The organism is Hymenobacter aquaticus, from assembly GCF_004765605.1.
Lineage (GTDB): Bacteria > Bacteroidota > Bacteroidia > Cytophagales > Hymenobacteraceae > Hymenobacter > Hymenobacter aquaticus.
Map to the genome: position 1 here is coordinate 1,869,997 of NZ_SRLC01000001.1, position 12,968 is coordinate 1,882,964.

The 12,968-nt window shown below is 63.9% G+C and carries 9 protein-coding genes; 5 read left to right on the forward strand and 4 right to left on the reverse strand.

All coding sequences use genetic code 11. The annotated features are described in order from the left end of the window. Together E5K00_RS07745 and E5K00_RS22795 are read right to left on the reverse strand one after the other, a co-directional pair. Positions 1-1,608, reverse strand: a complete 1,608-nt coding sequence (locus E5K00_RS07745) for a SulP family inorganic anion transporter (protein WP_135462661.1) — start codon at positions 1,606-1,608, stop codon at positions 1-3. Positions 1,609-1,744: 136 nt separating this feature from the next. Continuing rightward, entirely contained in the window at positions 1,745-3,142 is a 1,398-nt protein-coding gene (locus tag E5K00_RS22795; RefSeq protein WP_167856793.1) for a sensor histidine kinase, read from the reverse strand. Positions 3,143-3,373: 231 nt separating this feature from the next. Between E5K00_RS22795 and E5K00_RS22800 the strand changes: the two genes are divergently transcribed. Next, entirely contained in the window at positions 3,374-4,051 is a 678-nt protein-coding gene (locus tag E5K00_RS22800; RefSeq protein WP_167856794.1) for a sce7726 family protein, read from the forward strand. Here E5K00_RS22800 and dinB read toward each other — a convergent pair. After that, positions 4,035-5,114: a DNA polymerase IV gene (gene dinB / locus E5K00_RS07755; protein ID WP_135462663.1), complete on the reverse strand. Its 1,080-nt coding sequence runs from the start codon at positions 5,112-5,114 to the stop codon at positions 4,035-4,037. The two genes, E5K00_RS22800 and dinB, sit on opposite strands and share 17 nt — an antisense overlap. Before the next feature lie 220 nt (positions 5,115-5,334). Here dinB and E5K00_RS07760 point away from each other — a divergent pair, with 220 nt between their 5' ends. Further along, the gene (locus tag E5K00_RS07760) at positions 5,335-7,116 is read left to right on the forward strand and encodes a T9SS type A sorting domain-containing protein (protein ID WP_135462664.1); all 1,782 of its coding nucleotides are present in this window, start codon (positions 5,335-5,337) and stop codon (positions 7,114-7,116) included. A gap of 56 nt (positions 7,117-7,172) precedes the next feature. Here E5K00_RS07760 and E5K00_RS07765 read toward each other — a convergent pair whose 3' ends face one another. Continuing rightward, positions 7,173-7,850, reverse strand: a complete 678-nt coding sequence (locus tag E5K00_RS07765) for a response regulator transcription factor (RefSeq protein ID WP_135462665.1) — start codon at positions 7,848-7,850, stop codon at positions 7,173-7,175. 290 nt (positions 7,851-8,140) lie between these two features. Between E5K00_RS07765 and E5K00_RS07770 the strand changes: the two genes are divergently transcribed. Genes E5K00_RS07770 through E5K00_RS07780 form a run of 3 tightly spaced genes read left to right on the forward strand, consistent with a single transcriptional unit; the run spans position 8,141 to position 12,966 of the window. Then, positions 8,141-8,929, forward strand: coding sequence for a polysaccharide biosynthesis/export family protein (locus E5K00_RS07770; protein ID WP_135462666.1), 789 nt, complete (start codon positions 8,141-8,143; stop codon positions 8,927-8,929). 47 nt (positions 8,930-8,976) lie between these two features. After that, the gene (locus E5K00_RS07775; RefSeq protein ID WP_135462667.1) at positions 8,977-11,367 is read left to right on the forward strand and encodes a polysaccharide biosynthesis tyrosine autokinase; all 2,391 of its coding nucleotides are present in this window, start codon (positions 8,977-8,979) and stop codon (positions 11,365-11,367) included. A 39-nt stretch (positions 11,368-11,406) separates the two neighbouring features. Next, positions 11,407-12,966, forward strand: coding sequence for a lipopolysaccharide biosynthesis protein (locus E5K00_RS07780; RefSeq protein ID WP_135462668.1), 1,560 nt, complete (start codon positions 11,407-11,409; stop codon positions 12,964-12,966). Positions 12,967-12,968: the final 2 nt, after the last annotated feature.

The window sequence follows — 12,968 nt, forward strand, 5'->3', positions numbered from 1 at the left end:
CTAGTGGCCCAGTGCTTCTACCTGCCGGATGCCCCGGATTTCCAACTCGATGTCGCGCTCGGCGGCAGTAAGGCGGAAATTCTCAATGGCTTCCAGCACGTCGTAGTCAATTACTTCAGAGTCGGTGCCGTCCAAGATCAGCTTGGTGCCCGGCGTAATACGCTCAAAAGTAGTTACGAGACTAGCCTTATTCAGGAATGAAACATGCTCACTTAGTTTTAGGTGCAGCACGCGCGAGTCGCGGGTTGGCTCGCTGTGGAAGTAATACGCCGATTCGAGGTTCGCTTTCAGGATGTAGAATATGCCCACGGCCAGGCCCACGCCTACGCCCTTGAGCAGGTCGGTGAACAGGATGGCCACCACCGTCACGAAGAACGGCAGGAACTGGTCCCAGCCCAGGCGCCACTGCGTGCGGAACAGGGCCGGCTTGGTGAGCTTGAAGCCCACCATCAGCAGCACCGCGGCCAGGGCCGAGAGCGGAATCAGGTTTAGTACTGAGGATAGAAACAGCAGGCTGCCCAGCAGCAGCAGGCCGTGAATAAAGGCCGACATCTTGGTTTGGCCGCCGGCGTTGATGTTGGCTGAGCTGCGCACGATAACGGCCGTCAGGGGCAGGCCGCCGAGCAGGCCGCTCACCAGGTTGCCGATGCCCTGGGCCTTCAGCTCGCGGTTCTGGGGCGTGTGGCGCTTGTGCGGGTCGAGCTTATCGACGGCTTCCACGCTGAGCAGGGTTTCGATGGAGGCCACAATGGCAATGGTGAAGGCCACCACGTAGGTGCTGCCGCGCGTCAGGGCAGACCAGTCGGGCAGGCGCAGCTCGCGGGTCAGGTCGCCGAACGAGGAAATCTGGGGCAGCTTCACCAGGTGCTCGGGGCGCACTTGCAGCTCGGGGGCCAGGCTGCTCAGCAGCAGGTTCAGCAGGATGGACAGCACCACCACGATCAGGGCGCCGGGCACCAGCTTCAGAGCCGCATTGCTTCTTACCGGCTTGCTTTCCCAAGCCATCAATACCAGCAGCGAGATGACGCCAATCAGGGCCGAGCCCCAGCTGATGGCCTCGCCGGCGGCGGCAATGGCGCTGAACGTGTTCTGCCCGTTGAACTGCAGGAAGGACATGTCCTCGAAGTAGTCGGTATCGGCCCCGAGGAAGTGGGGTATCTGCTTCAGAATAAGGATCAGGCCAATGGCGGCCAGCATGCCTTTAATCACCGACGAGGGAAAGTACATGCCGATGATGCCGGCTTTCAGAAAGCCCAGGGCCAGCTGCACCAGGCCGGCCACGACGGTAGCGGCCAGCACGGCCTCAAACGTGCCCAGGGTGCTGATGGCCGACACCATAATGGCCGTGAGGCCGGCGGCCGGACCGCTCACGCTCAGCTGCGAGCCGCTGAGCCACGACACCAGCACGCCCCCGACGATGCCGGTGATAATGCCCGAAAGCAGCGGGGCGCCCGAGGCCAGGGAAATACCCAGGCACAGCGGCAAAGCCACCAGAAACACCACCAGGCCGGACGGCGCATCCTTGGCCAGCGACTTGAGGTAGTTGGCCGACGGCGGAGCCGGGGAAGCAACAGGAGCAGCTGCGGCCGCGGGAGCAATTTTTGGCATAGAGGGCGTTATACGGCAGAAGAATTGCCGCCCACCAGGGCAGCGGTTCGCTACGATATAACACAATACTAGGCCGAGGTAGTTAATACCGGGTTAAAAGAGAATTAAAAGGGCATTAAAACGTAGTCCAAGGCGCTCAGGCGCTTACCAGGGGCAACTCCAGCGTCACCTGCGTGCCCGCGCCCAGCTCACTGTCGACCCGGATGCTGCCCCCGTGCAGGGCCATGATCTTGAAGGTAAGCGGCAGCCCGATGCCGTGGCCCGGCACGTTGCGCACCATCTCGGCCCGGAAGAAAGGCACGAACACCTGCTGGCGGTCGGCCTCGCTCATGCCCACGCCCCGGTCCCGGATTTGCAGCCGCAGCCGCCGGCCCACGCAGGTCAGGCTGGCTACGATGGGCTCCTGGCTGTCCTTGGAAAACTTGCAGGCGTTTTCCAGCACGTTTAGCACCGCCGAGAGCAGCAGCGGCTCGTTGCCCATCACCCCGAACGCCACGCCCCGGGAGTTGGGCTCCCCAAAGTCCAAATCGATGCGGCTGGTGGGCTGGCGGCGCAGTACTTCCTCGTGGGCCTGCAACAGCAGCTCGTCGAGGCGCACCAGGGCCAGGGGCACCTGGGAAGGGTCGTCGGAAGCGCGGGCAATCTGCAGCAGGCCGTTGGTGAGGGCCGTGAGCATGCGGGCCGCGTCGAGGGTGCTTTGCAGCACGCGCCGGTACTCGGCGGGGCTGCGTTCCTGCAACAGGGCCACCTCCAGCTCGCCGGTCAGCACCGTGAGCGGGGTGCGCAGCTCGTGAGAAGCGTCGCGTACGAAGGTGCGCTGGCCGGCAAAGGCCGTTTCGAGCCGGTCGAGCAGGCTGTTGAAGCGCTGGGCCAGGTGCGACACCTCATCCTGCCCATCGGCCTGGGATAGGCGGCGGTGCAGATCGAAGGCCGTGATGGTGTCGACTTCCTGCACGATGCGCTGCATGGGCCGCAGGGCCTGGCCGGCAAAAAACCACCCCCCAATGCCCACGATTCCGAAGCTGATGAGCAGGCCCCCGGCCAGAATCTTGCGCAGGGTACGCTGCTCCACCTGGCTGTCGGCATCGACGGAGGACGCCACCACCACGAAGTCGCCGCGGCGGGCGTCACGGTAGAGCAGGCCCACGGTCTGGGCGTGGTCGGTGTCCAGCTCCACCAGGCTGCCGGTTTGCCGCACCCGCGCGAGCAAGCTCAGGGGCACGGGCTGGCCGGTCTGCTGGCCTTCGCGAAACACAACGCGGTTCTGGGCATCGTAGACGCGCACTTCCTCGGCGGGCAGGGTGCGGTAAAACTGGCGCAGGTAGCGGCGGTAGGAAGCCCGGCTGGCGTCGTCGCCGCGGTTGGTGCCGTCCAGGTAGACGTGGGCCACCACGCGGGCCCGGGCAAAGAGACTATCGGTGAACGAGTTGCGCCGCGACTGGTAGGTAAAAAAGTAGATTACCAGGGAAAACAGCAGCAACGTCACCGCCAGAATGGCCGCAAACTGCAAAGCCAGGCGCGTGCGTATGGTCACGGAACGGATGGTTGGAAGTGAAGACAAAATCAGCAGGCAAGTGGAAGATAACCCGGACCCGGGGAAATGTTTTGCCGGCGCCCGGCAGATTTTCGGCAGGCCACACCCGGCAAACTTAGCGCGAAACCCGGGAAGCCGCCGCCGGGCCGAAAGTCGCCCAACTGCTATATAGCAGGTAAACCGGGCCGGGCCGCTTATTTTTGGCCTGACTTTCTGCCGCCCTGCCCCCCCATGAACGACCCGCACATCCGCGCTTTGCTCTACCCGCTGCTCACCGGGGGCCTCTACGTGGATGAGCTGCCCACCGGCTCTACCCGCGCCGACGTGGTGCACATCACCCCCGATTTCATGCACGGCTACGAGGTGAAAGGCGACGGTGACACCTTGCAGCGGGTGGAAAATCAGCTGCGGTGCTACGCCGAGGTCTACGACTTTGTCACGTTCATCGTCACGGAAAAGCACCTGTCCAAGCTCCTGCCCCTGCTGCCCGACTGGGTGGGCGTGCTGGTGGCTTCCGAAGATGCGCTGCGCCCCTACCGGCCGGCCGGCTACAACGCCACGGTGGAACCGGCCCCACTGGCCGCCCTGCTGCTGCTCGACGAGGTAAAGCAGTTTCTGCTGGCCCGCGGGCTGCGGGGCGTCAGTCAGCTGCGGCGGGCCGAGGTGATGAACCTGCTGCGCACCACCCACGCCATTCCACTCTCCAGCCTGGCCCAGCACGTGCGCGAGCGGCTGATGGTGCGCATGCCCCAGCGCCTGCTCGACCGGGCCGAGCGCCGGCTGGAGCGGCAGCGCCTGGCGCCGCTGCGGGCCAAGCGCCGCAAAAAGCAGGCAGCCACCCACGGCACGCGCCGCAAGGCGGGCACCAAGCGCAAGGCAGCGGCGAAGAAAGCTAAAAAAGGAGCGTAAGCTGCTGGCCGGCCGCCGCTTCCAGCGTGCTCAAACTTGACACCGACACGCCCAGCAGCCGCACGCCCTTGGGCAGCGGCAGCAGGGGCAGCAGCAGCTCGCGGCACACCTGCTCCAGCAGCTCCTTGCTACTGATGGGCAGCAGCGTAGTGCGGCTGCGCGTGATTTGCTGGAAGTCGTCGTACTTCACCTTTACCGTCACGGTGCGGCCCCACACGTCGAGGCGCTGGCAGTAGTCCCACACCGATTCCAGCTCGGGTTGCAGGCCGGCCACCAGCTCGTCGTAGGTGCGCAGGTCCTGCTCAAAGGTATTTTCCGAGCCGATGGACTTGCGCAGCCGGTCGGGCTCCACGGGCCGGTGGTCTTCGGCGCGGGCAATGGCGTAGTAGTAGCCGCCGGCCTTGCCGAAGTGCTGGCGCAGAAAGGCTTCCGGCTGCTGCCGCAAATCGAGGCCGGTAAAGATGCCCAGGCGGTTCATCTTGGCCGCCGTCACCTGCCCGATGCCGTGAAACTGCCCCACGTCCAGAGTTTCGACGAACGCCAGGCCCTGGGCGGGCTTAATCACAAACTGCCCGTTGGGCTTGCGGTAGTCGGAGGCCAGCTTGGCCAGAAACTTATTGTAGGAAATGCCCGCCGAGGCCGTCAGCCCGGTTTCGGCCAGAATGCGCGCCCGGATTTCCTCGGCAATGCGCGTGGCCGAGGGCATCTGCTTCAGGTTGTGAGTCACGTCGAGGTAAGCCTCGTCGAGCGACAGGGGCTCGATGAGCGGGGTGTAGTCGGCGAAAATAGCCCGAATCTGGCGCGAAATGGCCTTGTACACCTCAAAGCGGGGCTTCACGAACACCAGGTGGGGGCACTTGCGCTGGGCCACCACCGAAGCCATAGCCGAGCGCACCCCGAACTGCCGGGCCTCGTAGCTGGCCGCCGCCACCACCCCGCGCTGCCGGGAGCCGCCCACGGCCACCGGCTGCCCGCGCAGCTCGGGGTTGTCGCGCTGCTCCACGGAGGCGTAGAAGGCATCCATGTCGAGGTGAATAATTTTCCGGTTTTCTGCCGCCGCCACGCTTCGTTTGCTTAAGGCAGTAAAGATACGGCGACGCTCAGCACAACTACCACTTCGCGGCGCACGACGCAGCCAGGTTGCACGTAGCCCGACGAAGTTAGCTACCGGCGTCTCGTAAGCGCATTCCAGTCTGGGATTTATCGATAGTATTGTAGTATTTTAAAAGCAAAAATAGCGCGTCCTTCTCTGTCCAGTCTCTAAAGCCATTACCGTACCTGCTATGTCACATTCTCTACCCGCTGCCCTGGTGCCCACCCGCGTGCTGACTACATTATTGCTATTGGTGCTTCCCGGGGTGGCATCGGCGCAGGCCCCGGCCTTTGAGCAGGCACTGCCGGTAGGCGTGGCCGCCGCCGGCAGCAACATCACTCAGACGGCTATTGCCACCGATGCGCAGGGCAATACGGTTGTAGCAGGTCAGTTTTCCGGCAGTATCCGTTTCGGCACCACCACTCTGACTGGTACTGCCGATGCCTTCGTGGCCAAGCGCGACGCCAATGGCACCTGGCTCTGGGCCACCCAGGCCAGCGGCCCCGACAGCGACTATTGCGCTGATATGCTGCTCGATGCGCAAGGCCAGCTATACGTCGTCGGCTCGTTCTCGGACGGGCAGCGCACCTTGCCGTCCACGGCTACTTTTGGGTCTACCGTTCTCACCACGGAGGGCGGGGCCGATGTGTTCGTGGCCCGGCTCGATGCGGCTACCGGAGCATGGCTGTGGGTGCGGCAGGCGGGCTACGGCAACAAAAATGGCACGACGGCCACCGGCAACGACATTGGCCGCGCCATAGCCCCGGATGGGCAAGGTGGCGTGCTCGTGGCCGGCAACTTCAACGGCCCCGGGATGCAGGTAGGCACTACCAGCCTCACCAAGGCCAGCGCCGGCTCGGCCACCGACCTGTTCGTGGCTCGCCTCAACGCGGCCGGCACCTGGCTCTGGGCGCGCAACACGGGCCAGGGCGACGTAACCGACCTGGCCAGCGACACCCAGGGCAATGCCTACCTGTGCGGCGAATTTGCCAATACGCTCAGCTTTGCCACCACGCAGCTTACCAAAAACCGCGGCAGCTATCTGGCTAAGCTGAGTTCCACCGGCACTTGGCAGTGGGCGCAGGCGCTGCCCGGCACGCAAGGGTACGGCTCCTACGGCAGCTACGGCGGCACCTACTGCGGTGCGCTGGCCACCGACGAGCAAAACCACCTCTACGTGGCAGGCCGCTTCGACGGCAACCGGGCCATTTTTGGCTCTACCATGCTGCTCAACACCAGCGGCGTGTACTACAGCGAAGCGCCCGGCTCCATTCAGCGCGGCGACGTTTTTGTGGCCCGGATGAATACTGCTGACGGCACCTGGCAGTGGGCAGCGCAAGCCGGGGGGCTGGATGAAGAATACCTGTCGGATATGGTGGTGCGCGACAGCCGGGTGTACGTGAGCGGCAGCTTCGGCATTCCCCGGATCTACAGTCCCTCGGGGCAGCCCGCCCCCACCAACAGTTCTTTCGGGGGCAGCGTGCTGGTTTCGGCCGGTGAAATTGATGGGGTAGTAGCCGCGCTCGACACCAATGGCCGGTGGCAATGGGCCGTGCGAGCCGGCGGTACCGGCCGGGACCAGTGTTCTGCGCTGGCCCTCGATGCACTGAACCGGGTGTATGTGGCAGGTAGCTTTGCCAGTACCACTGCCCAATTCGGCTCAACTTCGTTGGCTTCTACCGCAGATTTAACGCCTTTTCTGGCCCGGCTGGCGGCTGCAGAGCCCCTACCCGCGGTCCTTCCAGCGCCCCGGCTATCCTTCGCCGTGTATCCCAACCCCGCCCGCGCCGCGGTGACGGTGACCGGCCTACCCGGCGGCCAGCGCATCGAGGTGCTTGACGCGCTGGGCCGCGTGGTAGTTGAAGCGCAGATGCCAGCCCATGGCCCGCTGACCCTGGCCTGCGCTGGTCTGGCGCCCGGTTTGTACATGATGCGCGCCGCCGGCCACTCCCAGCGCCTGGTGCTGCACTAGGCAGCGCCGCACGCGGTGTGGTTGTTTCGGCGGCACGGCGGTAGCGAGGCCCGCGCCTACTCCTCGCGCATCACGTAGCCCATGCCCACCAGGGTATGGATCAGCTTGGGCGTGAAGTCCTTATCCACTTTTTTGCGCAGGAAGTTGATGTACACGTCGATGACGTTGGAGCCGGTGTCGAAGCTGGTTTCCCAGACCTGCTCCAGAATATCGACCCGCGACACGACGCGGCCCTGGTTGCGCAGCAGGTATTCGAGCAGGGCAAACTCGCGGGCCGTGAGCTGCACGGGCTGCCCGGCGCGCTGCACCAGCTTGCGGGCCGGGTCCAGGGTGAGGTCGGCCAGGCGCAGCAGGGTTTCGGTGGCGGGGCCTTCGTGGCGGCGGCGCACCAGGGCCCGGATGCGGGCCAGCAGCTCCTGAAAGGCAAAGGGCTTGACCAGGTAGTCGTCGGCACCGGCGTCGAGGCCCCGGATTTTGTCGTCGGTTTCGCCCAGGGCCGTGAGCATCAGAATCGACACCGACGAGTTTTGGGTGCGCACCTGCCGACACACTTCCAGCCCGCTCAGGCCCGGCAGCAGGTTGTCCAGAATCAGTAAGTCATAGCTGTTGCTCAGCGCCAGGCGCAGGCCCGTGACGCCGTCGGTGGCGATGTCGACATTGTGGGTTTGCTCGGTTAGCCCCCTATGAATAAAGGAGGCCACTTTGGGTTCATCCTCAACCAGCAGAATTTTCATGCGCTCAACTTTCTATGAATACAACCGGCCAAGGTAAGATGTTCAGGCCGGACTGCCGAGGTGGGCCCCGCAGAAAGGGCCGAAAACCAGGCCGAAAATCACATCATTATGCAGTACAAATTATTATGAGAATTATTTAAATTTAACTTGACTTTAACAAACAGATCCAATACGTTTATGGAAATATTCTATTACCGATAAATACTGCGCGTTCCTGTTCCGTTTCCTCTTTCCGGCTTTTTCCAGTTGGTGAAATGAAGCGGCTTTCTCTGGTCTCTAGCTGCTTCCGTATGCCCACGCTCTCCGTTACCACCCGCATCCGCTTCGGTCTGTTCGCAATTCTATGGTGGCTCAGCGGCTGCGTAGCCCAGCAAAAGATACCGTATCTGCAAAGCAAAGAGTACTCGACCACGGCCCCGGTCAGCGTGCCGAATGCCCGCCAGGACTACCGGATTCAGCCCAGCGACGTGCTCAGCATCCGGGTGCAGAGCGTGCAAACCAACCTGAACGAGATTTTCAATATCTCCGACACCCGGACCGTGTTTTCGGGTGACCCCAGCACGCTGTTTCTGACCGGCTACTCCGTAGATGCCGCGGGCTTCATTAATCTGCCCACCGTCAATAAGGTGAAAGTGCAGGGCCTGACTCTGGACGAGGCCCAGGTGCTCATTCAGCAGCAGGTCGGCAAGTTCGTGCGCGACGCCAACGTGCTGGTCAAGCTGCTCAGCTTCAAGATTACGGTGCTGGGCGAGGTGCGCAACCCGGGCCGCTACTTCATCTATAACTCCCAGGCTACCCTGCTCGAAGGCCTGGGCCTGGCCGGCGACCTGACCGAGTTCGGCAACCGCCAGAACGTGAAGCTGATCCGGCAGACGGCCACCGGCTCGGACGTGGTGCTGCTCGACCTCACCGACCCCAACCTGCTCAAGTCGCCTTACTTCTACCTGCTGCCCAACGACGCGCTCTACGTGGAGCCGCTGCCGGCGCGCGTCAACCGGGGCAACGCCAACAACCTGGGCATCGTGTTCGGGGGCATCTCGGCGTTGGTCCTGCTTTTTAGCTACCTGAAAATCTTCTAGCCGCTCTCTTCCAGTCCTGGCCCTCCCCTTTTTAAAACACCTGCAGCATGGAACAACGCGTTACTTCTCCCGCCGACGAAATTGACCTGCACGAGCTGTTTTTCCGGTTGCGCAAGCGCTGGCCGCTGTTTGCGGTATGCCTACTGCTGGCCGGAACGCTGGCCTTTCTGTATCTGCAGGTGAAAGCGCCGGTCTACGACTTCCGGGCCTCGATGCTGCTGGGCAACCAGGGCTCGGGTTCCAAGCGGGCCCAGGAGCTGCTCCAGATTCTGGAAGTAAAGGAGAAAGGCATGAAGATGGAAGACGAAATCGGGCTGCTCAGCTCCACCGACGTGGTGCACCGGGCCCTCAGCCGCCTGCCCTTCACCGTGTCGTACTATGCCGTGCCCAACACTTGGCTGAACTCGCTCCGGGAGCTACAGGTGCGCGAGCGGCCCGCCGGCGCGGTGCCCTTCCGCATCATCCCCGACCCGAAAGCGCCCCAGCTCACCGGCGTGCACATTGCCGTAGAGCCCCAGTCCGACGGCCGGTTCCGGGTGCGGGCCCACGCCAAGCGCGGCACCCTGCACAACCTCTACAGCGGCGAGATGATCCGGGAGTTGCTTGACGTGGACCTGGACCAGACCGTAGCCGCCGGCGATACGCTTCGCTCGCCCCTGCTCACGGCCGTGGTGCAGGCCGAGCCCGGCTACCCGGCCGGCACCGCCAACGAGCGGTACTTCTTCACGATGAACGACTTGAACAGCCTCACGGGCACCTACCAGGGCAACCTGGCCGTGCGGCCCATCGAGCACGAGTCGCGCATCGTGGAGCTGACGCTGAAGGACGTAGTGCCCACCAAAGCCACCCAGTTTCTGGACACGCTCATGGCCGTGTACATCGAAGACGACCTGCGGGAAAAGAACATTACGGGCTACAAGACGGTGGAATTTCTGGACAAGGAAATCGACAAGCTGGCCGACTCGCTGCGGCACTCGGCGGCGGCGCTCAGCTCGTTCCGGGCCGCCCGGGGCGTGGTCGACGTGGGGGCGCAGTCCAACGAGGGCATCCGCCAGCTCAGCGACCTGGGCATGATGCGGGCCCGGGCGGCCACCAACCGCAAGTACTACCAGAACATGCTGGCTTACCTGCGCGCCCACCAGGGCGCCACCCAGATGGCCTCGCCCAGCAGCGTGGGCATCGAAGACCCGGTGGTCAACAACCTGATTATGCAGCTCACCGACCTGAACAGCCAGCGGGCGGCCCTGGGCGTGAATGCCAGCAGCACCAACCCCCTGGTGACGGTCCTGGACGAGCGGATTCTGACGGCCAAACAGTCGTTGATGCAGACGCTGACCAACATGATGCGCGCCACCGACATCACCCTGCGCGACCTGGATCAGCAGTTGAGCCAGGTTCGGGGCACCATCAGCGCCATGCCGGAGAACGAGCGGCAGCTGGCTTCGCTCAAGAACAAGAGCGACTTCAACGACAAGAACTACAACTTCCTGGTGGAGAAACGCTCGGAGGCCGCCATTGCCCTGGCCACCAACGCCACCGATAAGAAGGTGGTCGACAACGCCAAGATGAGCGGGGGCCTGCCCTCGGCGCCCAAGCCGGGCCTGGTGGCCCTGATTGCCGTGCTGGCCGGCCTGGGCGTGCCCTTCGCCCTGACGCTGGTGCTGGACAAGGCCAACCGCCGCATTCAGAGCAAGGAAGACCTGGCCCGCATCACCGGCATTCCGATGCTGGGCGTGGTGGCCCACGGCAGCCGGGCCGACAAGGAAAGCATGTTGCGCGACCCCAAAGGCCCCATTGCCGAGTCGTTCCGCTCGATTCGGGTGAACCTGCAGTACCTCTCGGCCGGCCTCGACAAGAAGGTTATCGGCGTTACCTCGTCGGTGCCGGGCGAGGGCAAGACGTTCTGCGCGGTGAACCTGGCGGCCGAGCTGGCCCAGAGCGGCCGGCGCGTGCTGCTGCTCGAGTGCGACCTGCGCCGCCCCACCGTGGCCAGCTACTTTGGCCTGGAAGCCCACGACGAGCACGGCCTGAGCTCCTACCTCATCGGCAACAGCACCCTGGCCGAGGCCGTGCAGCCCAGCGGCGTGCGCAACCTGGACGTCATCTGCTGCGGCCCGATTCCATCGAACCCGACCGAGCTGCTGGAGACGGAGCGCATGGACAACCTGCTCAGCCTACTGCGCGCCGAGTACGACTACGTGCTGGTCGATACGCCGCCGGTGGGCTACGTGGCCGAGTTCTTCGTGCTGCTGCGCCACCTGGAAGCTAACATCTACGTGGTGCGCCAGAACTACACCGACAAGGGCCTGGTGAGCCAGATCGACGAGCTGCACCAGCAGAAGAAAGTCAAGCAGATCTACATCGTCATCAACGACATGCACTTCACCAAGACCTACGAGTACCGCTACAAGGAAAAGGCCTACGCCTACGGCCACTAGGGCGCCGCCATTCTTCTTTCCGCCTTTTGCTTTAGCCTTATGTCTGCCCCCAAAAACCTGACTACTACCACGCTGCACAGCATGACCTGGACGACGGCGGCGACCATCGTCACGTCGGTTATGCAGATTGGCTACACCGCTATTATGGCGCGGCTGCTGCCGCCGGCGGCCTTCGGGCTGGTGGCGCTGGCGGGCGTGGTGCTGCGCTTCGGCGGCTATTTTGCCCAGATGGGCATGGCCCAGGCCCTGATTCAGAAGCCCGAGCTCAGCGACGAAGACATCCGGGCGGCTTTTACCTCTTCCACGGTGCTGGGCGCGCTGTTTGCGGGCACGATGGTGCTGGGCGCCCCCCTGACCCGGTACATATTTGAGCAGCCCGAAGTGGTGCAGCTGGTGCGGGTAATGGCCCTGGGCACGTTTGTGGCGGGCGTTATTGCCACGAGCATGAGCCTGCTGCGCCGCCGCATGGAGTTTCGCACGCTGGCCATCATGGATATCATTACCTACGTGCTGGCCTACGGCGTGGTGGGCGTGGGCCTGGCCTGGCGGGGCTTCGGCGTGTGGAGCCTGGTGTGGGCCAGCCTGAGCCAGGGCCTGATTCTGGGCGTGATGTCCTACGCCATAACCCGGCACAACGTACGGTTTTACTTCAACTGGGAGCGGTACCGCCCCCTGCTGTCCTACGGCGGCCGGATTTCCTTTACCAGCTTTCTGGAGTTTATCACCAGCTCGCTCGATACGATGGTCATCGGGCGGGTGCTGGGGGCGGCCCTGCTGGGTATCTACAACCGGGCCTACATGCTCATCAGCCTGCCGCTCTACCTGATTACGACCAGCGTTTCCAAGGTTATCTTCCCGGCTTTCAGCCAGCTGCAAACCAACCTGCCCAAGCTGCGGGCCGTGTACCTGGCCAGCATCACGCTGGTAGCGGCCGTGGTGCTGCCCCTGAGTGCGGGCATGGCCGTGGCCGCGCCCGAGCTGGTGCGCTCCTTGCTCGGGCCGGGCTGGGATGCCTCGGTACCGGTGCTGCGCATGATGAGCCTGCCGGTGTCGATGAGTCTGGTGACGATGTTTGCCGGCGTGATGTGCGACGCCCGGGCCCAGCTCAACAAGAAGATTGTCGTCAACGTTGCCACGCTCATTACCCTAGTGGCCATGTTCTGGCTGCTGCGCGGCTACGGCCTGCTGGGTTTCGCCGGGGCGCTGCTGCTGAACGAGTTTATCCGGATGGGGCTGTTTATGCTGCTGATGCACCAGGATCTGGGCCTGAGCTACGCCCGCCTGCTGGCCAGCTACCTGCCGGGCGTGTGGCACGCGGTGGCCGTGGGCGGCGCGCTGTTTGGCACGCGGCTGCTGCTGGTGCCGCTGCACCTGCCGGCCCCCATAACCCTGGGCTTGCTGATTCTGGCCGGGGCCCTGGTATTGGGCACGCTGGTGCTGGCCCTGCCCCTGCCCCTGCTGCGCCACGAGATGCACACCTTCCTGAGCCGCCTGCACCTCTCGGGAGCGGCCGGGCGGCTGCTGGCGCGCTACACCCGCTACCTGGACCGTAGCCCGGAAAGTGCGCCCGGGTTTCAGAACGCTTCTTCACCGCTGTAGCC